This is a genomic window from Dankookia sp. P2, from assembly GCF_050632255.1.
Lineage (GTDB): Bacteria > Pseudomonadota > Alphaproteobacteria > Acetobacterales > Acetobacteraceae > Paracraurococcus.
Window position 1 is genome coordinate 4414269 of sequence record NZ_CP192581.1, and the last position, 17373, is coordinate 4431641.

A 17373-nucleotide genomic window follows, 5' to 3' on the forward strand; every position below is an offset into this window, starting at 1 on the left:
GCGCAGCGCCATGGCCGGCAGCACCGCGACCAGGCAGGCGATGGTCACCGCCAGGAAGCTGTCGCGGAAGCCGAGCATCCCCGCCTGCGCCGCCAGAACCCGCGCCAGGTAGTCGTAGGACCCGCCGAGCAGCTCCGTCTCCCGGCACCCCGTCCTGCCGCAGCAGGCCTTGCGTGAGGCGCAGGGAATTCGAGCGTCGCCGCGCTGCCGCCATCCTGGGTCGGGGTCAGGGTCTGGGCATGGAGCTCGGTCTTCTGCTCCAGCAGGATGGACAGCAGGTTCACCCCGAGCGCGCCGCCGACTAGCCGGGCGAAGTTGATCGCCCCCGCGCCCTGGCCGAGGAAGCGCGGCGGCAGCGCCCGCAGCGCCCCGGCATTCATGCTGGGCATGGTCAGCCCCAGCCCGACGCGGCCGACCATGATCCAGAGCGCCAGGGTCCAGAAGGGGATGTCGGTATCGACGCCGCGCAGCAGCCAGGCGGAATAGGCGAAGAGCATCAGCCCGGCGACCATCGGCTGCCAGGCCGGCAGCCGGTCCGCCAACCGGCCGGCGATGGGGAATACCACCACCATGATCAGCCCCGCCGGCATCAGCACCAGCCCGGCCCGCGTCGCGGTGTAGCCCTGGATGGTCTGCACGAACAACGGGATCAGGTAGGTGCTGCCGAAGATGCTGGCGCCGTAGATCAGCGCCACGCAGAAGGCTCCGGCGAAGCCGACATGGCCGAACACGCGCGGGTTGAGCAGCGGCGCCGGGCAGCGCAGCTCCCACAGCACGAAGCCGGTCGCGGACAGCGCGGCGACGCCCAGCTCCGCATCCACCCGGGAGGCAGCCCAGCCCTCGCGCTGGCCGCTCGACAGGCCCATGAACAGCGCCAGCAGGGCGCAGATCAGCAGCAGGAAGCCCGGCAGGTCGAAGCGCCGCCGCTGCGGCGAGACGGCGCTCGGCATGAAGACCCAGCCCATCGCCAGGCCTGCCAGCGCGACCGGCATGGCCAGGAAGAAGACGCTGCGCCAGCCGTAATTGTCGACCAGCAGCCCGCCCACCGTCGGGCCCAGCGCCGGCGCCAGCACCACGCCGATGGCGGCCAGCCCCATGGCGCTGCCGCGCTTCTCCGGCGGGAAGACCTGGAAGACGATCTGCGTCATCAGCGGCTGCAGCATGCCCGCCGAGGCGCCCTGCAGGATGCGGCCGAGGATCAGCAGCCCTTCGTTCGGCGCGACGCCGGCGACGACCGAACCGAACAGGAAGAGCCCGACGGCGGCGGCATAGGTGGCGCGGAAGCCGAAGCTCTCCACCAGCCAGGCATTCATCAGCATGGTGCCGGTGACCGCCGCCAGGAAACCGGTGGACAGCAGCTGCGCATGGTCCTGGCCGATGCCGAAGGCGCCCATGATGTCGGGCAGCGCGACATTGACGATAGTCGAGGACAGGATCGAGGCGACGGTGCCGATGATCGCGGTGACGGTCACCAGCCAGCGGTAGGACGGGCCGAAGCGCTGCGCGAGCGCCTCGAGCGTCCTTTCAGTCACGGGTCGCCTCGATCTCCACCATCATCCCCGGCCGCAGCAGGCCGGGCGCGGGCGGCGGCTGCAGCGCGACGCGCACCGGCAGGCGCTGGGTGATCTTGGTGAAGTTGCCGGAGGGGTTCGGGCTGGGCAGCAGGGCGAATTCGCTGGTGGCGGCGCCGCCGATGCGTTCCACGACGCCGGCGAAGCGCTGGCCGGGCAGGGCGTCCACCACCACCTCGACTTTCGTGCCGGGGCGGAGGAAGCGGATCTCCGTCTCCTTCACATTGCCCTCGACCCGGACCCGCGCCGGGTTGTGCAGCATCAGCACGCGCTGGCCGGCCGCCACGTATTCGCCCGGGTCGATGAAGACGCGGTCCACCACGCCGTCGAAGGGCATCAGGATGCTGCGGTCGCGCAGGTCGAGCGCGGCGCGGTCGCGCTGCGCCGATAATTCCCGCTCGGACGGCTCCAGCGCATCCAGCTGGCGGCGCAGCACCGCCAGCTCGGCCCGGGCCGCCTCGGCCGCGACGGTCTGCGCCTCGGCGGTCTGGATCTCGGCCATCGCCCCCAGCACCCGCTGCCGCGCCCCGTCCAGCAGGCTGCGCGCCTGGTCGTGCCGCTGCCGCGTGCCGCTGCCGCTGGTCATCAGCTGCATGGCGCGGCCGAACTCGGCCTCGGCGAAGATCCGCTCGGCCTCGGCCGCCGGCAGCGCCGCGCGGGCCACGTCCAGCTTGGCGCGGCTGACGGCCTGCAGGCTGGCGGTCTGCCGGTCGACCATCTCGAGCCGTGCCTCCAGCTCGCCGCGCTTGGCGCCGAGGCTGGCCAGCCGGGCCTCGATCTCGCGCAGCGCCAGCGCCTGGTCACGGTCGTCGATCCGCACCAGCAGCTTGCCGGCGCCGAGGCTGTCGCCGGCGATCACCGTCACCTCGGCGACCCAGCCCGGCACGCGGGAGGAGATCGTGATCATGTCCGCCGCGACGCGCGCGTCGTCGACGACCAGCAGGGTCAGGAAGCGGTGGGTGAACCAGACGCCAGCGGCCAGCACCGCGGCCAGCAGCGCGGCCAAGCCGAGCAGGCGCAGCCGCCGCGCCGGGTTCCGCGGCGGGGCGAGCAGGCGGGCGGGGCCGCTAGCCGGACCGACATCCATCCTCGGCCTCCGCGACCGGTGGGGGCGGGGCCGGCGCGGCCAGGCCGACCGCCACGCGTTCCAGCACCGCCAGGCAATGCGCCAGCTCGGCTTCCGGGATGCCGGCCAGGATCTCGGCCCGGACACCGGTGGCCGCCGCCTCGATCCGGTGGATCAGCGGCCGGGCCTTCGCGGTCAGGTGCAGGGTCTTGGCGCGGCGGTCATGCGGCGCCTCGCGGCGCTCGACCAGCCCCTCGCCCTCCAGCCAGTCCAGGGTCCGGACCAGGGTCGGCCCCTCGATCAGCAGGCGGCCGGCGAGGTCCTTCTGGGTCATGCCCTCGCCGCCGCGGGAGATCGCCAGCAGGGCCAGCCAGCGCGCCTCGGTCAGCCCGTATTCGGCGATCCGCTGGTCGAGCCGCGCGCGCCAGCGCCGGGCGATCTGGGCGATGGTGATGCCGATGCGCCACTGGGTATGGGCGAGGGTGGAGCCGTCCCGCATCGGGGGAGACTAGGACGCCCCCGAATAATGAGGAAGCTAGATATTTTGGCCTGCCGGGGGCTACCCCTGCGCGCCGGGTGGACGCATCCTGCCGGCGGGAACGATCCAGGGAAGGGCAGGGGTGTACGGCATGGCTGACCGCAGGCGCCGCGACATGACCCTGATCGCCTTCCTCCAGGCGCAGAACTGCTCCAACTACCCGGGGTCCTGGCGGCATGCCGAGGCGATCCCGGATTTCCTCTCGGCCGAGCACTACATGCGGATCGCCCGGACGCTGGAGGAGGGCAAGTTCCATCTGGCCTTCTTCGACGACCGGCTGGCGATGCCCGACATCTACGGCGACGACCACGGCCCGGCGGTCGAGCACGGCATCCGCAGCGTCAAGCTGGACCTGATCCCGCTGCTGACCGCGATGGGGCTGGCGACGAAGCATCTCGGCCTCGGCGGCACCTATTCCACCACCTATTACGAGCCGTTCCACGTCGCGCGCACCTTCGCCACGCTGGACCATGTCATCGGCGGCCGGGCCGCCTGGAACGTGGTGACCTCGCTGAACGATTCGGAGGCCCGTAACATGGGCCGCACCGAGCATCCCGGGCATGACGAGCGCTACGACCACGCCGACGGAGTTCATCGAATGCGTGCTCGGCCACTGGCAGAGCTGGGAGGACGACGCGCTGGTGGTGGACCGCGGCGCCGGCGGCCGCTTCGCCGACCCGCGCAAGGTGCACCGGCTGGACTACGAAGGCCGCTGGTTCCGCTCGCGCGGGCCCTTCACCGTGCCGCGCACGCCGCAGGGCCATCCGGTGGTGATCCAGGCCGGGCAGAGCGGGCGGGGACGCGAATTCGCCGCCAAATGGGGCGAGCTGGTCTTCGCCGCCTACAAGTCGATCGGCCAGGCCCAGGCGCAGTACAAGGACCTGAAATCGGCGGTGGCCGCGGCTGGGCGGGACCCGGCGCAGGTGCGCGTCGCGCCGCCGGTCTATGCCGTGGTCGGCGAGACGCGCGGGATCGCCGAGGAGAAGCGGGCCTACCTGGACTCCTGGCGCGGCCCGAGGATGCGCTCTGCCTGCTCGGCGAGATCCTGGATTTCGACTTCTCGAAGCACGCGCTCGATCAGGCGCTGACCGATGCCGATATGGCCGGCATCACCGGCCAGCATGCGCTGCGCGACCGGGTGGTGCAGGCAGCCGGGACGCCGCACCCGACCCCGCGCGACTTCATCGAGAAAAGCCAGCGCGGCACGATCAACGAGATGCCCGTCTTCTGCGGCACCGCGGCCGATATCGCCGACGAGATGGAGGCCTGGTACCAGGGGGAGGCCTGCGACGGTTTCGTCGTGGCGGCGACGCACCGGCCCGGCGCCTATGAGGATTTCTCCCGTTTCGTGGTGCCCGAATTGCAGCGCCGTGGCGTCTTCCACGCCGATTATGCCGGGACGACGCTGCGGGAGAATCTCGGCCTGGCGCGGCCGGTCGCCCGGGGGCGGCCGAGCATGCGGATCCAAGGGAGTTGAAGCGATGCGTGAATATCGCATGGTCTCGGTGGCCGGCATCCTCGGCTACGGCTATCCCGAAAGCTCGCTGAACGCGGCGCTCGAGCGTGGCGTGGACATGATCGGCTGCGACGGCGGCAGCACCGATCCCGGCCCCTACTACCTCGGCAGCGGCAAGCCCTTCGTCTCGCTGCGGGCGATGAAGCGCGACCTGCGGCTGATGCTGCGGGCCGCCGTCGCGCAGAAGGTGCCGATGGTGGTCGGCACCTGCGGCGGCGCCGGCGGCGAGCCGCACCTGCAGCTGGTAGCGCAGATGGTCCGCGACATCGCGCGGGAGGACGGGCTGCACTTCCCCATGGCGCTGATCCATGCGGAGCAGGAGAAGGACCTGATCCGCCGCCGCATCCGAGAAGGCCGCACCCAGCCGCTCGGCCGCATGGCGCCGCTCGATGAAGGCACTGTCGATCGCGCCACCCGCATCGTCGGCATGTGCGGACCGGAGCCCTACATGCGCGCGCTCGACCAGGGCGCGCAGGTGGTGCTGGGCGGCCGCAGCTCGGACCCGGCGCCCTTCGCGGCCCACGCCATGCGGGCGCAGCTGCCCCCCGCCCAGGCCTGGTATGCCGGCAAGATGCTGGAATGCGGCGCCGCCCCGGCGCTGCCGAAGGGGCCGGACTGCCTTTACGTGACGGTGCGCGAGGACGGGGTGGTCTGCGAGCCGATGGGCGACCGCGCCTGCACGCCGATGTCGGTCGCCAACCATTCGCTGCACGAGAACCCGTCCCCGATCCGCCATGTCGAGCCGGGCGGCGTGCTGGACACCTCCGACTGCCGGTTCGAGGCGCTCTCGCCCAAGGCGACGCTGGTGACCGGCATGCGCTGGACCCCGGCCGAGACCTATACGGTGAAGATCGAGGCGGCCGAGCGGCTCGGCCACCGCGCCATCAGCTTCGCCGGCACGCGCGACCCGGTGCTGATCTCGCAGCTCGACCATTTCCTCGGCCTGGTGCGGGGGCTGGTGGCGGGCAAGGTGCGCGACCTCGACATCGCCCCGGACGACTACGTGCTGACCATCCACAGCTACGGCGCCAATGGCGTGATGTCGGCGCGCGAGCCGGTGCGGGAGATCCGCAGCCACGAGATCGGCTTCCTGATCGACGTGGTCGGCAAGGATGCCGAGATCGCCGGCGCCGTCGTCGCCCTGGCGCGGACCTCCATGCTGCACAGCGACTTTCCCGGGAGGCTCTGCAAGGAGGGCAACATGGCCATCCCCTTCTCGCCGAGCGACCTCTCGGCGGGCGAGGTCTTCCGCTTCAGCATGTCGCATGTCGTCATGCCGGACGACCCCTACGAGATGTTCCCCATTGAACATGAGCGAGTGTGAGCGATGGCGCTGATCAAGGACATCGCCAAGGTCTGCAAGAGCAAGAACGCCGGCCCCTTCGACCTGACCATCGACGTGGTCTTCGACGACGACGCGATGTTCGAGCGGGTGCGGGCCACCGGCGTGCTCGGCCCGGAGCTGTTCGCCCGGCTCTACGGCGTGGCCGAGGCCGACGTGCTCTTCACCCCTATCCGGCCGGCCGCGCCTTCAAGGCGACGCTGCCGCGGCTGGTCCCGGCCGGGGAGATCGGCGATACCGATGTCTACGGCGCGCAGCAGCACGCGCCGCTGCTGGACGTCGACATCCCGGTATGAGCCTGGTGCTTGCCAGCCGCGCCGAAGGCGTGGCGACGCTCAGCCTCAACCGGCCGGACCGCGGCAATGCGCTCGGCCCCGAGCTGGTCGAGGCGTTGGGCGAGGCCTTCGACCGCGCCGTCGCGCATGGCGCCCGCATGGTGGTGCTGCGCGGCGAGGGGCGGCATTTCTGCACCGGCTTCGACCTGACCGACCTGGAAACGCTCTCGGATGGCGACCTGCTGCTGCGGGTGGTGCGGATCGAGCAGCTCCTGCAGCGCATCCACGCCGCGCCGGTGACGACCCTCGCGGTAGCAACGGGCCGCACTTTCGGCGCCGGCGCCGACCTCTTCGCCGCCTGCGACCGCCGCATCGCCGCCGCCGGCGCCAGCTTCGCCTTCCCGGCCCGGCCTTCGGCCTGGTGCTCGGCACCGCGCGCCTGGCCGCCATGGTCGGCCGCGACCGGGCGCGGGAGATATTGCTCGCGGGCCGCGAAGTGACGGCCGAGGCCGCCGCCATGGCCGGCCTCGCCACCGCGGTGCTGGGGGATGAGGCGATCGCGCCCGAGATCGCCCGCGCCGCGGCCGAGGCGGCACGGCTGGACCCGGAGACGGTCGCCGCCCTCCACCGCCGCACGACGCGGCCGGAGGAGGATGCCGACCTCGCCGCACTGGTGCGCAGCGCCGCCCGCCCGGGGCTGAAGCAACGGATCCTCGACTACCGGGCGCAGGTCGCGGCGCGGCGGAAGGCCTAGACCGGCGGGCGAAGGGGCGGGCGGGCCGGCTCCGCCAGCACCCGCGCCGCCGGCAGCGCCACTTCGCAGACCAGGCCGGTTGCCGGCCAGTGGCAGTCCAGCCGACCGCCCAGCTGCTCCGTCAGCGACGCCCGCATGACCCGCCAGCCGAAGCCGAGGCGCTGCGGTGCGCCGGCGACTTTGGGTCCCCCGTATTCACGCCAGGTCAGGTGCAGCGCCGCGTCCTCCCGTCCGATCGACCAGCCCACCGCGACCTGCCCGGCGGGACCGGACAGCGCGCCGTGCCGCGCCGCATTGGTCGCCAGCTCGTGCAGCGCGATCGCCAGCGGCTGCGCCGCCTGCGGCGCCAGCAGCACGGCCGGGCCCTCGATTTGCAAGCGGTCGGGCTGGTCGGGCGGCAGCACCGGGCGCAGCTCGCCGCGCACCAGTTCCGCCAGGTCGGTCCCGGTCCAGCGCCGCTCCGTCAGCAGCGTATGCGCCCGGGCCAGCGCCGCAACCCGGCCTTCCACCGCCGTCGCATAGGCGCGCGGGTCACCGGCCGGCGTCAACCGCAGCGCCGCCAGCACCACCGCCAGGGCATTCTTCGCCCGGTGGTCCAGCTCGCGCGTCATCAGCACCTGCCGGTCCTCGGCCTGCCGCCGCTCCGTCACGTCGCGCAGCAGGCCGGAGACGCGCCAGCCGGCTGGCCCCTCGGGCAGCGCCTCCCCATCCGCCTGAACCCAGAGCAGCCCGCCATCCGCCAGCGTCGCCCGGAATTCCTCGAGGAAGCTGCCCCCGCCGCGGCGAGCCGCGTGGCCACCGCCTCCAGCCGCGGCCGTTCCGCCGCCTCGGCGGTGGCGGGCTGGCCGAGCAGGGCGAGCGGCGCCGCCGGCTCCAGTCCGAACAGCCGGCGCAGCGCCGGCAGCAGGGCGGTATCGGGGCCGGCCTCGGCGCTCGCCTCGAAGGCGGTCACCCCGGCCGCCTCCTGCGCCCGGCGCAGCCTGGCCTCCCCGGCCGCAGCCTCGGTCGCCCGCCGCGCCTGCAGGCGCAATTCCAGCTCGTCCACCGCCAGGCCGGCGAGCGCGTCCAGCCAGCGTCGCTCGGCCTCGGTGATGCCGTCCGGACGCGGGATGGCGGAGATGACGCAGACCGTGCCGAGCGCGAACCCATCCGGCGTCCGCATCGGGGCCGCCGCGTAGAAGCGGATATGCGGCTCCCCGTGACCAGCGGGTTGTCGGCGAAGCGCGGGTCGGCCCGGGCATCCGGCACGACGAAAATCCGGGCGGTGTCGTCGGCGATCGCGTGCGCGCAGAAGGCGCAGCCGCGCGGCGTCTCCCGCGCAGCCAGGCCGATGCGGGCCTTGAACCACTGCCGGGTCTCGTCGATGAAGGAGACCAGTGCGATCTCGGTGCCGAAAAGGTCGCAGGCGAGCATCGCCAGGCGATTGAACGGCTCCTCCTCCGGCGTGTCGAGGATGCGGTAGCGGCGCAGCGCTGCCAGCCGGTCCTCCTCGCCCGAGGCTGACAGGGGCCGATCCGCATCGTGGTCTCGCCGGGGCGTTCGCGTATGCACGACCATGGCTTCCACCTGGAGTGCCGGGGAGGGGGCGTTCCTCCGGCACGAAGCAAGGAATGGTCCGGCGCGACCATCCGTTCCCGTCGAATGTCCGCGCGGTCGCCATCACCCCGAGGCCGCGGCGTTCCGTTCCAGCGCCGTGCGCCGCACCTCCTCCACCAGGCTGCTGGTGTCCCAGCCCTCGTCGAAGACCTCGCGGCCGCGTTCGCGGTCGCGCTCCAGCACCTGCAGCAGCTGCGCCGAAGCCTCCCGCACCGCCGCGCCGTAGCGCCCGTCATCGCCGCGCATCGGCGCCAGCCGTTGCATCATCCGCGCGTCGTGCCGGCGGAACAGCCGGCCCGCGCGTTCGGCCTCGTAGGCCGGCATGCCGAGCCGGCGCAGCGCCTCCACCCCGGTCTCCAGCGCCGAGCCGAAGGTCTCCCGCACCACCAGATGCGCGCCGGCCTCCGTCAGCTCGTAGGCATGGCCGCGGTCGGTGGCGCGGGCCAGCACCTGGGCCTGCGGGAAGTGCCGCCGCACCGCCTCGACGATGCCGTCCGTCGTCTCCCGCGCATCGGTCGCCACGACGATGATCGCCGCCTCCGCCGCACCGGCCGATTGCAGCAGGTCGATGCGCGAGGCATCGCCGTAGAAGACCCGGAAGCCGTAGCGGCGGAGCTGCTCGATCGTCTCCATGTCGTGGTCCAGCACGGTCACCGCGTGGCCATGCGCCAGCAGCAGGCGGCCGACGATCTGGCCGAAGCGGCCGAAGCCGGCGATCACCACGCTGCCCTGCGGCTCGATCGCATCGGGCTCGGGCGGCAGGTCGGTGGTCGCCAGCCGGTCCGCGAGCCGCCCATAGGCCATCATCAGCAGCGGCGTGATCGGCATGGACAAGGCGACGACCGAAACCAGCAGCCCGGCCTCGGCCTGCGGCAGCACGCCGTTCTGCACCGAGAAGGCCAGCAGCACGAAGCAGAACTCGCCGCCCTGCGACAGCACCATGGCGGTCAGCAGGATCTCCGGCCGCGGTCGCCGCCCGGCCAGCCCGAGGCCGACCAGCACCGCCGCCTTCACCGCCACCAGCAGCACGACCAGCCCGGCCACCGTCAGCGGCGCCCCGGCGACCTGGGCGAAGTCGATCCCCGCCCCGACCGAGAGGAAGAACAGCCCCAGCAGCAGGCCCTTGAAGGGTTCAATGTCGCCTTCGAGCTCGTGGCGGAACTCGCTGTCCGCCAGCACCACCCCGGCCAGGAAGGCGCCGAGCGCGGGGAGAGACCCACCGCCTGCATCAGCAGCGCGATGCCGATCACCAGCAGCAGGGCGGAGGCGGTGAAGATTTCCCGCAGCCGGGTCTCGGCGATCAGCCGGAAGACCGGCCGGGTCAGCAGCCTACCCCCCAGCACCACCGCGGCGACCGCGCCCAGCACCGCCAGCGCCTGCGCCCAGGGCGGCAGCGTCTCGATCCAGCCTGCCCCACCATGCGCGCCGCCGCCATGGCCGGCCGCCGGCGCCAGGGCCAGCAGCGGCAGCACGGTCAGGATCGGGATGACCGCGACATCCTGGAACAGCAGCACGGCGAAGGAGGTCTCGCCGCCGCCGGTCTTCAGCAGCCCCCGCTCGGCCAGGATCTGTAGGGCGATGGCGGTGGAGGACATCGCCAGGATCAGCCCGGCGGCCAGCGACATGCGCCAGTCGAAGCCGAAGGCGAGGCCGATCGCGGCGACGGCGGCGGCGGTCAGCCCGACCTGCAGCCCGCCGGCGCCGAGCACCGGCCCGCGCATCGCCCAGAGCCGCGCCGGCTGCAACTCCAGCCCGACCAGGAAGAGCATCATCACCACGCCGATTCGGCGAAATGCATCGCCGCCTCGGCATCCCCCGCGAGCCGCAGGCCGAAGGGGCCGATCGCCACGCCGGCCAGCAGGTAGCCGAGCACCGAGCCGAGGCCGAGCCGCTTGGCGATCGGCACCGCCAGCACGGCGGCGCAGAGATAGACGAAGGCCTGCGCCAGGAAGCCGCCCTCCATCGCCTAATGCCCCCCATGCGCGTGGTGGTGCGGCGGCGGCGCCGGCTCGGCCGACGCGTCGCGCAGCCCTTCCAGCAGAGCGCGGTACCCGGCCGCGTGGCGGGCCAGCGCGGCGCCGTCCAGCAGATGCGTGCCGTGCAGGATGAAGGGCGGCAGCCAGCGCATCCGGCAGAGCCGCGCCGTCGCCTCGAAGGGGCGGAGGAATTCGAGGAGGGAATGCCGGTTCAGCCCCTCCGGCCCATAGGCCGTCTCGGTGCCGCCGGCGGTCACCGCCGAGAGCAGCGCCTTGCCGGCCAGCGCGGTGCCGGCGCGGCCATAGGCGAAGCCGTGTTCCAGCACCAAGTCCTGCCATTCCTTCAGGATGGCGGGCGAGGAATACCAGTAGACCGGGTGCTGGAAGACGATGACGTCATGCCGCTGCAGCAGCGCCTGCTCATGGTCCACGTCGATCAGGAAGTCCGGATAGGCCTCGTACAGGTCGTGCAGCGTCACCCCCTCCACCGCCCGCGCCGCGGCGCGCAGCGCGGCATTGGCGCGGGATCGCCGATGCGCGGGATGGGCAAGCAGCACGAGGATGCGCTGGGGCATGCAGGGGCCTTTCCGGGGAAGCGTGAAACTCGGCTGCGGCTGCCGCTGCGGTCAAGCGCGCCGTTCTGCTGGCGCTTGCGCCGACGCTGGCCTTCCCGCCTCCGGGCTGCGAGACTGTCGGAACGGCGGCATGCACAACTTGCGCCGCCGGCCGAAAGAACCAGGGGACCCACTATGCATTTCACCCGGACCGCAATCCTGCTCGCCGCCTTCGCAACCACGGCGGTGCCGCTTGCCGTCTCGGCCCAGCCGCAGCCCGCCGCCGTCGCCCGCAGCGCCGAAACCGTCTCGACCATCGAGGCGGTGGACCAGCGCGAGCGCTCGGTCATCCTGCGCGGCGAGGACGGCAAGCTGACGACATTGTTCCTCGGCGACCGCGTGCGGAACCTGCCGCAGGTGAAGGCCGGCGACCGGGTGGTGACGCGGGTCACCCAGGCGGTCGCGGTGGCGATGAACAAGCCGGATGGCCGCGCCCCCGCCGCGGCCGGCGAGATGGCCGAGGTGGCGCCGCCCGGCAGCATGCCCGGCGCGGCCTATGTGCGCGGCGTGCGGGCGCTGGTGACGATCGACGCGGTGGACCGCCGCGCCAATACCGTCACCTTCACCGGCCCGGCCGGCAACCAGCGCACCGTCACGCTGCGCGACCAGAAGATGCGCGACTTCGCCCGCCGCCTGCGCCGCGGCGACCAAGTGCAGGTCGCGGTGGTCGAGGGCATCACCGTCGAAGCGGTGCGCTGACCCGCGGGCCGCGGGCTACAGCAGCGCGGCGTTCACAAGGCAACGCAGCGCCGCTGTAGCTTGTTATCTTCAGAGCAGCGTCACGCGTCCGGGCGCGCGCCCTCCCGCGATCGGCTCCGACCGCTGCCCGGCTCAGGCCTGGCCGAGCATCTCGCTGCGGTACTCGTCGAGCAGCCGCAGCCGGCCTCCGGGCTGCTCGACATGCCAGAAGGCCCAGCCGTTGCAGGAGGGCGCCTCCTGCACCGCGGCGCCGACCTGGTGGATCGAGCCCTGGGCCCGGCCGCAGCGGATCGAGCCATCGGCGGCGACCGTCGCGCTCCAGCGCCGGGCGCGGTCGGTCAGGATCGACCCCGGCGGGATCAGGCCGCGCTCGACCAGCGTGCCGAAGGGCAGGCGGGGTTGTTCCCGCTTGCCGGCGGTGACCAGCGCCGCGGTCTCCGAGATCGGCTCGATCGCCGCGATCCGCGCCGCCGCCGCCTCGGCATAGAGCGCGTCGCGCTCGAGCCCGATGAAGCGGCGGCCGAGCCGGCGCGCGACCGCGCCGGTGGTGCCGGTGCCGTGGAAGGGGTCGAGGATGATCTCCCCCGGCATGGTGCAGGAGAGCACCACCCGGTGCAGCAGCGCTTCCGGCTTCTGGGTCGGGTGCAGCTTGCCGCCCTTCTCGTCGCGCAGCCGCTCAGCGCCGGTGCAGAGTGGGATCAGCCAGTCGCTGCGCATCTGCAGGTCGTCGTTCAGCGACTTCATGGCGGCGTAGTTGAAGCGGTAGCGGCTTTCGGGGCCGCGCGCCGCCCAGATCAGCGTCTCATGCGCGTTGGTGAAGCGCCGGCCGCGGAAATTCGGCATCGGGTTCGACTTGCGCCAGATGACGTCGTTCAGCACCCAGTAGCCGAGGTCCTGCAGCGCCGTCCCCAGCCGGAAGACGTTGTGGTAGCTGCCCATCACCCAGATGGTGCCGTCCTTGCGGAGGACCCGGCGGGCCTCGGTCAGCCAGGCGCGGGTGAAGGCGTCGTAGCTCGGCAGGTCGTCGAACCGGTCCCAGGCATCGTCGACGCCGTCCACCAGGCTGTCGTCCGGCCGCCGCAGGTCGCCCTTGAGCTGCAGGTTGTAGGGCGGGTCGGCGAAGATGGCATGCACCGAGGCCGGCGGCAGCCGGCGCATCAGTTCGATGCAGTCCCCGACCATGATCTGGTCGAGCGGCAGATCGAGCCCGGTCCCCACGCTATCCCTCATCCCGCTGCTGCGCGCTGGCCTCCGCTGCCGCCGGGGTGGCCCGGATCGATGCGATCGGGGCGCAGATCCCCTGAATCCGCACAATCGCCGCGCCGAGTCGCCGGGTCAACCGAAGCCTGGGCGGGGACGGCCGGAAGGTGCCCGGGTGTGGCTTATCGCCGGGCGGCAACGGCTGCCCGGTCCACCGGACCGAAGCCGCGGCGGTGGTGCGGGCAGGCGCCGTGCTCGGCCAGCGCCGCGCGGTGCCGGGCGGTGGGGTAGCCGGCATGCCCGGCGAAGCCATAGGCCGGCCAGCGCGGGTCGAGCCGCGCCATCGCCCGGTCCCGCGTGACCTTCGCCAGAATCGAGGCGGCGGCGATCGACAGGCTCAGCCCGTCCCCGCCGACCACGCAGCGCACCGGGCAGGGCAGGGCGGGCGCCCGGTTGCCGTCGATCAGCGCCAGATCCGGCGGCCGCCGCAGCCGGGCGATGGCGCGGGCCATCGCCAGATGGGTGGCGTGCAGGATGTTCAGCCGGCCGATCTCGGCGGCCGAGGCGGCGGCGATGCCGCACTCGGCCTCGCCGCGTGCCGCGGCCTCGCGCAGCGCGGCGAAGGCCTGCTCGCGCCGCGTCGCGGTGAGCCGCTTGCTGTCATCGAGCAGCCCGGCCAAGGCCGCCGGCACCCCGCGCGGGAAGACCACCGCGGCGGCGAGGACCGGGCCGGCCAGCGGGCCGCGCCCCGCCTCATCCACCCCGGCGACGCGGCCTCCGGCCGCCGCTTCCAGCGCGAAGTCGGGCATTCAGGCGGGGGAGGCGAGCGGCTTGTCCTTCTCGACCACATATGTGATCGCCAGCCGGGCATGCTTGAGCACCTTGCCGCCATGCGGCGTGCCGGGCGGCACCTGGAAGCCCTCGCCGGCGGTGAAGCGCTTGCTGGGCTGCCCCTGCACCTCGAGCTCCAGCTCGCCCTCCGTCACCACCGAGGATTCGATCCCCGGATGGGTGTGGCGGGCGATGACGGTGCCCTCCGGCGCCTCCAGCGTCATCAGGATGGAGACCTTGCCGTCGCCGGGGTAGTTGATGGTGCTCAGCATCTTGCGCACCACGCCACCCGCTGCCGGTGCCCCTTGGGCCTGGGCCGGCGCCTCGACGCCGCTGGCGACCAGCCCGACCGCGCTGCAGATGGCGCAGGCGAGGAATCCGCGTCGTGAGGCCATGGCTGGTGTCCTTCCCCGTGTCGTTGGTGGGCCGCAACCCTAGGTCCTGGCGCGGCGGGCCGACAAGCGCGCCGCTTCCCTGTTCCCAGCGGCGGGCCGGGCGGCCTAGTCTCGGCCTCCCAAGAAGAAGCAGGAGGCGTCCCATGCCCGATGGTGCCAACAAGCCCATGCGGAAGCGGTTGACCAAGGACGAGGTCTCGCCCCGCTCGGTCTTCCTCGACGTGCCGAACATGCCGTGGGAAGCGACCAAATTCGCCGGGATCAAGTGCAAGACGCTCTACAGCGACGGCTCCGGCATGGCGACGCTGCTGATGGAGCTCGAGCCCGGCGCCGAGGTGCCGCTGCACGAGCACACCGCGATCGAGCAGACCTATGTCCTCGCCGGGCATTTCGTCGACGAGGAGGGCGAGTGCCTGCCCGGCCAGTTCGTCTGGCGGCCGGAGGGCAACACCCATGTCGCCTGGGCGGGGAAGGAGGGTGCCACCATCCTCGGCATCTTCCTGAAGCCGAACATCTTCGCCGATGGCCGGCCCTTCTTCACCCAGACGCCGAAGGAATGAGCCGGGCGGCGCTGGCCCTCGGCGGCCTCGTCCTGGCGGCCGGCACCGCGGCGGCCGCACCGGCGCCGGCCAGCGCCGAGGCGCTGCTCGACCGCTTCGCCGCGAATTCCGCGACGCTCGACGTCGCGGCGCAGGCCGCGCTCTTCGCGCCGGACGCGGCCTTCTTCGGCTCCTCGGTGCCGGGGCTGCTGCGCGGGCCGGAGGGCGCCCGCGGCTATTTCGCCGAGGCCTGGGCCAAGGCCAGCCCCGGGACCATGACCTGCGAGGTGCAGTCCTGGCGGCAGCCATCGCCCGACCTCGTGCTGGTCTCCGCCTGGTGCCGGCTGGTCCGGCCGGAGCGGACGGCCCAGCTCCGGCTGAGCGGCGCGGCGCAACGCGGGCCGGATGGCTGGCGCTTCGCCGAGCTGCATGTCTCCGCCGCGCCGGCGCCGCGCTAGCCGGAACGCGGAAACGCGGCTTTCGGACAAAGCCCGGCCCGGCTCCTACAGCAGCTCCAGCTGCCGCGCCTCGGCGCGCGCCGCAGGCGGCGGGGCGAACTGGCTGCAATCCAGCGGCTGGCTGCGGGCATTGGTCCCGCCGAGGCCGAGCTTGCCGCCGCCAGCTGGAAGCGCCGGGCCAGCATGTCGGCATAGGCGCCGGTGCCGGTCTGCCGGACGCCGAAGCGGCTGTCATAGGCCTTGCCGCCCCGCGTCTCCCGCACCAGGGCCAGGATCCGCGCGGCGCGGTCGGGGAAGTGCGCCTCCGCCCATTCCTCGAAGAGCTGGCGGATCTCGAGCGGCAGGCGCAGCAGCACATAGCCGGCCCGGGTGGCGCCGGCCTTGGCGCTTTCGGACAAAATGCGCTCGAGCTCGGCGTCGTTCAGCCCGGGGATCATCGGCGCCGCCAGCACGCCGACCGGCACGCCCGCCGCCGCCAGCACCCGCATCGCCTGCAGCCGCCGCAGCGGCGACGCCGCGCGCGGCTCCATCCGCCGGGCGAGGTTCGCATCCAGCGTGGTGATGGAGAGGCAGACATGCACCAGGTTGCGCGCCGCCATGCGCTGCAGGATGTCGAGGTCGCGCAGGACGCCGGCCGACTTGGTGACGATGGTGACGGGATGGCCGAAGCGCTCCAGCACCTCCAGCACCTGGCGGGTGATCATCAAGGTTCGCTCGACCGGCTGGTAGGGGTCGGTATTGGCACCGAGCGCGACCGGCTTCGCCACATAGCCCGGGCGGCTGAAGCTCCTTCTCGAGCAGCGCCGGCAGGTCGAGCTTGAACAGCAGCTTGGTCTCGAAGTCCAACCCCGGCGAATAGCCGACATAGGCGTGGCTCGGCCGGGCATAGCAGTAGACGCAGCCATGCTCGCAGCCGCGGTAGGGGTTGATCGAGCGGTCGAAGCCGATATCCGGGCTGTCGTTCCAGGCCAGCGCGCTCTTCGCCGTCTCGCGCATCAGGGTGGTCGGCAGCGGCGGCAGGTCGGCGAGGTCGGCCAGCGTCCCCCAGCCATCGTCGAAGGAATCCCGCGCCGTGCCTTCGAACCGCACCGCGGGGTTCGAGATCGCGCCGCGGCCCTTGCGCGGCGCCAGCATCCCGGCAGAAAAGTCGAGACCATCCGGCATGGCGGAGTTCCCATTCTGTTCGTTCGCACCTTGCCGGGTGCGACGGGGCGCTGTCAAGAACAAGGTGGGAACAGAAGGTTAAGGAATACTTGGAACAAAACCCTGTCCATCGTCATCCCCACGCTGAATGCCGCCCGCAGCCTGGGCGCGGCGCTGGCGGCCTGCGCCGAGGCCGGGCCGGGGGCGGAGCGCGTGGTGGCCGATGGCGGCAGCACCGACGGGACGCCGGACCTCGCCCGGGCCGCCGGCGCCAGGGTGGTCGCGGCGCCGCGCGGCCGCGGCCCGCAACTGGCGGCCGGCGCCGCGGCGGCCCGGGGCGACTGGCTGCTCTTCCTGCATGCCGATACGCGGCCCGCGCCGGGCTGGGCCGCCGCCGCGCGGGGCTTCATGGCGGTGCCGGCCAATGCCGGCCGCGCCGCGCATTTCGCCTTCGCCCTCGATGACCCCTCGCCGCAGGCCCGCCGGCTGGAACGGGCGGTGGGCTGGCGCTGCCGGGTGCTGGCGCTGCCCTATGGCGACCAGGGATTGCTGCTGTCCCGAAAGGTATACGATATGGTCGGCGGCTATCGCCCGCTGCCGCTGATGGAGGATGTCGACCTGGTCCGCCGGCTCGGCCGCCGCCGCCTCGCCGGCCTGCCTATCCCGGCGCTCACCTCGGCCGAGCGCTGGCGGCGGGATGGCTGGCGGCGGCGCTCGGCGCGCAACCTGGCCTGCCTCTCGCTTTGGTTCCTCGGCGTCCCGCCGCGCCTCATCGCCCGGGTCTATTCGTGAGGGGCGACACGCTGATCGTCTTCGCCCGGGCGCCGCGGCTCGGCACCGTCGAAGCGGCGGCTGGCGGC

Annotated in this window: 22 protein-coding genes and 3 pseudogenes; 12 read left to right on the plus strand and 13 right to left on the minus strand. The window is 72.8% G+C overall.

Features of this window, described 5'->3' with window-relative positions; all coding sequences use genetic code 11:
- Positions 1 to 44: 44 nt before the first annotated feature.
- The 3 genes from ACQ86J_RS26150 to ACQ86J_RS26160 are packed head-to-tail and all read right to left on the minus strand — an operon-like array spanning position 45 to position 3136.
- Positions 45 to 1532: a DHA2 family efflux MFS transporter permease subunit gene (locus ACQ86J_RS26150; protein ID WP_431267833.1), complete on the minus strand. Its 1488-nt coding sequence runs from the start codon at positions 1530 to 1532 to the stop codon at positions 45 to 47.
- Positions 1525 to 2658 (minus strand): HlyD family secretion protein, encoded by a 1134-nt coding sequence (locus ACQ86J_RS26155; protein ID WP_431267834.1) that lies wholly within the window; start codon positions 2656 to 2658, stop codon positions 1525 to 1527. The genes ACQ86J_RS26150 and ACQ86J_RS26155 overlap by 8 nt, the downstream gene beginning before the upstream one ends.
- Complete coding sequence (locus ACQ86J_RS26160; protein WP_431267835.1) at positions 2639 to 3136, minus strand: MarR family transcriptional regulator; 498 nt, start codon at positions 3134 to 3136, stop codon at positions 2639 to 2641. The genes ACQ86J_RS26155 and ACQ86J_RS26160 overlap by 20 nt, the downstream gene beginning before the upstream one ends.
- A 256-nt stretch (positions 3137 to 3392) precedes the next feature.
- Here ACQ86J_RS26160 and ACQ86J_RS26165 point away from each other — a divergent pair.
- The 7 genes and pseudogenes from ACQ86J_RS26165 to ACQ86J_RS26195 form a co-directional block, all read left to right on the plus strand.
- A pseudogene (locus ACQ86J_RS26165) lies at positions 3393 to 3692 on the plus strand (LLM class flavin-dependent oxidoreductase); the annotation flags it as partial.
- A gap of 43 nt (positions 3693 to 3735) precedes the next feature.
- A complete protein-coding gene (locus ACQ86J_RS26170; RefSeq protein ID WP_431272537.1) occupies positions 3736 to 4263 on the plus strand; it encodes an LLM class flavin-dependent oxidoreductase in 528 nt (175 codons plus the stop codon).
- 393 nt (positions 4264 to 4656) lie between these two features.
- Positions 4657 to 6015 (plus strand): acyclic terpene utilization AtuA family protein, encoded by a 1359-nt coding sequence (locus ACQ86J_RS26175; RefSeq protein ID WP_431267836.1) that lies wholly within the window; start codon positions 4657 to 4659, stop codon positions 6013 to 6015.
- A gap of 3 nt (positions 6016 to 6018) precedes the next feature.
- Positions 6019 to 6135: pseudogene (locus ACQ86J_RS26180) on the plus strand (DUF4387 family protein); the annotation flags it as partial.
- A gap of 107 nt (positions 6136 to 6242) precedes the next feature.
- Positions 6243 to 6329 carry a DUF4387 family protein gene (locus ACQ86J_RS26185; RefSeq protein WP_431272538.1) on the plus strand — a complete coding sequence of 29 codons (87 nt, stop codon included), beginning with the start codon at positions 6243 to 6245 and terminating at the stop codon, positions 6327 to 6329.
- Complete coding sequence (locus ACQ86J_RS26190; protein ID WP_431267837.1) at positions 6326 to 6808, plus strand: enoyl-CoA hydratase/isomerase family protein; 483 nt, start codon at positions 6326 to 6328, stop codon at positions 6806 to 6808. Before ACQ86J_RS26185 ends, ACQ86J_RS26190 begins: the two co-directional genes overlap by 4 nt.
- Entirely contained in the window at positions 6805 to 7062 is a 258-nt protein-coding gene (locus ACQ86J_RS26195) for a hypothetical protein (protein ID WP_431272748.1), read from the plus strand. The genes ACQ86J_RS26190 and ACQ86J_RS26195 overlap by 4 nt, the downstream gene beginning before the upstream one ends.
- On the opposite strand, the gene ACQ86J_RS26200 is transcribed toward ACQ86J_RS26195, so the two are convergent.
- Together ACQ86J_RS26200 and ACQ86J_RS26205 are read right to left on the minus strand one after the other, a co-directional pair.
- Positions 7059 to 7712 (minus strand): HWE histidine kinase domain-containing protein, encoded by a 654-nt coding sequence (locus ACQ86J_RS26200; protein ID WP_431267838.1) that lies wholly within the window; start codon positions 7710 to 7712, stop codon positions 7059 to 7061. The two genes, ACQ86J_RS26195 and ACQ86J_RS26200, sit on opposite strands and share 4 nt — an antisense overlap.
- Complete coding sequence (locus ACQ86J_RS26205; protein ID WP_431267839.1) at positions 7709 to 8224, minus strand: hypothetical protein; 516 nt, start codon at positions 8222 to 8224, stop codon at positions 7709 to 7711. The genes ACQ86J_RS26200 and ACQ86J_RS26205 overlap by 4 nt, the downstream gene beginning before the upstream one ends.
- 36 nt (positions 8225 to 8260) lie before the next feature.
- Between ACQ86J_RS26205 and ACQ86J_RS26210 the strand changes: the two genes are divergently transcribed.
- Entirely contained in the window at positions 8261 to 8524 is a 264-nt protein-coding gene (locus tag ACQ86J_RS26210) for a hypothetical protein (protein ID WP_431267840.1), read from the plus strand.
- Between the two features lie 197 nt (positions 8525 to 8721).
- Here the strand turns inward: ACQ86J_RS26210 and ACQ86J_RS26215 are convergent, their stop codons facing one another.
- From ACQ86J_RS26215 to ACQ86J_RS26230, 4 genes and pseudogenes are all read right to left on the minus strand, one after another.
- Positions 8722 to 9486, minus strand: coding sequence for an NAD-binding protein (locus ACQ86J_RS26215; RefSeq protein ID WP_431272539.1), 765 nt, complete (start codon positions 9484 to 9486; stop codon positions 8722 to 8724).
- A 36-nt stretch (positions 9487 to 9522) separates the two neighbouring features.
- Positions 9523 to 10430 (minus strand): annotated as a pseudogene (locus tag ACQ86J_RS26220) (cation:proton antiporter); the annotation flags it as partial.
- On the minus strand, positions 10430 to 10621 hold the full coding sequence (locus ACQ86J_RS26225; RefSeq protein WP_431267841.1) for a hypothetical protein: 192 nt from the start codon (positions 10619 to 10621) through the stop codon (positions 10430 to 10432). The gene ACQ86J_RS26225 and the pseudogene ACQ86J_RS26220, both read right to left, overlap by 1 nt.
- A gap of 3 nt (positions 10622 to 10624) precedes the next feature.
- Entirely contained in the window at positions 10625 to 11209 is a 585-nt protein-coding gene (locus ACQ86J_RS26230) for an NAD(P)H-dependent oxidoreductase (protein WP_431267842.1), read from the minus strand.
- 174 nt (positions 11210 to 11383) lie between these two features.
- Between ACQ86J_RS26230 and ACQ86J_RS26235 the strand changes: the two genes are divergently transcribed.
- Positions 11384 to 11947, plus strand: coding sequence for a hypothetical protein (locus ACQ86J_RS26235; RefSeq protein ID WP_431267843.1), 564 nt, complete (start codon positions 11384 to 11386; stop codon positions 11945 to 11947).
- A gap of 132 nt (positions 11948 to 12079) precedes the next feature.
- On the opposite strand, the gene ACQ86J_RS26240 is transcribed toward ACQ86J_RS26235, so the two are convergent.
- From ACQ86J_RS26240 to ACQ86J_RS26250, 3 genes are all read right to left on the minus strand, one after another.
- Positions 12080 to 13177, minus strand: coding sequence for a site-specific DNA-methyltransferase (locus ACQ86J_RS26240; RefSeq protein ID WP_431267844.1), 1098 nt, complete (start codon positions 13175 to 13177; stop codon positions 12080 to 12082).
- A 152-nt stretch (positions 13178 to 13329) separates the two neighbouring features.
- Positions 13330 to 13956, minus strand: coding sequence for a ribonuclease HII (locus tag ACQ86J_RS26245; protein WP_431267845.1), 627 nt, complete (start codon positions 13954 to 13956; stop codon positions 13330 to 13332).
- On the minus strand, positions 13957 to 14373 hold the full coding sequence (locus tag ACQ86J_RS26250) for a cupin domain-containing protein (protein WP_431267846.1): 417 nt from the start codon (positions 14371 to 14373) through the stop codon (positions 13957 to 13959).
- A 143-nt stretch (positions 14374 to 14516) separates the two neighbouring features.
- On the opposite strand from ACQ86J_RS26250, the gene ACQ86J_RS26255 reads away from it, so the two are divergent.
- Positions 14517 to 14933, plus strand: a complete 417-nt coding sequence (locus tag ACQ86J_RS26255) for a cupin domain-containing protein (protein WP_431267847.1) — start codon at positions 14517 to 14519, stop codon at positions 14931 to 14933.
- A complete protein-coding gene (locus ACQ86J_RS26260; RefSeq protein ID WP_431267848.1) occupies positions 14930 to 15370 on the plus strand; it encodes a nuclear transport factor 2 family protein in 441 nt (146 codons plus the stop codon). The genes ACQ86J_RS26255 and ACQ86J_RS26260 overlap by 4 nt, the downstream gene beginning before the upstream one ends.
- Here ACQ86J_RS26260 and ACQ86J_RS26265 read toward each other — a convergent pair.
- Positions 15367 to 16137 (minus strand): radical SAM protein, encoded by a 771-nt coding sequence (locus ACQ86J_RS26265; RefSeq protein WP_431267849.1) that lies wholly within the window; start codon positions 16135 to 16137, stop codon positions 15367 to 15369. The genes ACQ86J_RS26260 and ACQ86J_RS26265 overlap by 4 nt on opposite strands.
- A gap of 427 nt (positions 16138 to 16564) precedes the next feature.
- On the opposite strand from ACQ86J_RS26265, the gene ACQ86J_RS26270 reads away from it, so the two are divergent.
- Positions 16565 to 17305 (plus strand): TIGR04283 family arsenosugar biosynthesis glycosyltransferase, encoded by a 741-nt coding sequence (locus ACQ86J_RS26270; protein ID WP_431267850.1) that lies wholly within the window; start codon positions 16565 to 16567, stop codon positions 17303 to 17305.
- The last annotated feature ends 68 nt before the right edge of the window (positions 17306 to 17373 follow it).

Coding starts and splice junctions, on each gene's coding strand:
- ACQ86J_RS26155 (WP_431267834.1), bottom strand. CDS start 2,658: ATGGATGTCGGTCCGGCTAGCGGCCCCGCCCGCCTGCTCGCCCCGCCG.
- ACQ86J_RS26160 (WP_431267835.1), bottom strand. CDS start 3,136: ATGCGGGACGGCTCCACCCTCGCCCATACCCAGTGGCGCATCGGCATC.
- ACQ86J_RS26170 (WP_431272537.1), top strand. CDS start 3,736: ATGACGAGCGCTACGACCACGCCGACGGAGTTCATCGAATGCGTGCTC.
- ACQ86J_RS26175 (WP_431267836.1), top strand. CDS start 4,657: ATGCGTGAATATCGCATGGTCTCGGTGGCCGGCATCCTCGGCTACGGC.
- ACQ86J_RS26190 (WP_431267837.1), top strand. CDS start 6,326: ATGAGCCTGGTGCTTGCCAGCCGCGCCGAAGGCGTGGCGACGCTCAGC.
- ACQ86J_RS26205 (WP_431267839.1), bottom strand. CDS start 8,224: ATGCGGACGCCGGATGGGTTCGCGCTCGGCACGGTCTGCGTCATCTCC.
- ACQ86J_RS26215 (WP_431272539.1), bottom strand. CDS start 9,486: ATGCCGATCACGCCGCTGCTGATGATGGCCTATGGGCGGCTCGCGGAC.
- ACQ86J_RS26225 (WP_431267841.1), bottom strand. CDS start 10,621: ATGGAGGGCGGCTTCCTGGCGCAGGCCTTCGTCTATCTCTGCGCCGCC.
- ACQ86J_RS26230 (WP_431267842.1), bottom strand. CDS start 11,209: ATGCCCCAGCGCATCCTCGTGCTGCTTGCCCATCCCGCGCATCGGCGA.
- ACQ86J_RS26235 (WP_431267843.1), top strand. CDS start 11,384: ATGCATTTCACCCGGACCGCAATCCTGCTCGCCGCCTTCGCAACCACG.
- ACQ86J_RS26240 (WP_431267844.1), bottom strand. CDS start 13,177: ATGAGGGATAGCGTGGGGACCGGGCTCGATCTGCCGCTCGACCAGATC.
- ACQ86J_RS26245 (WP_431267845.1), bottom strand. CDS start 13,956: ATGCCCGACTTCGCGCTGGAAGCGGCGGCCGGAGGCCGCGTCGCCGGG.
- ACQ86J_RS26250 (WP_431267846.1), bottom strand. CDS start 14,373: ATGGCCTCACGACGCGGATTCCTCGCCTGCGCCATCTGCAGCGCGGTC.
- ACQ86J_RS26255 (WP_431267847.1), top strand. CDS start 14,517: ATGCCCGATGGTGCCAACAAGCCCATGCGGAAGCGGTTGACCAAGGAC.
- ACQ86J_RS26260 (WP_431267848.1), top strand. CDS start 14,930: ATGAGCCGGGCGGCGCTGGCCCTCGGCGGCCTCGTCCTGGCGGCCGGC.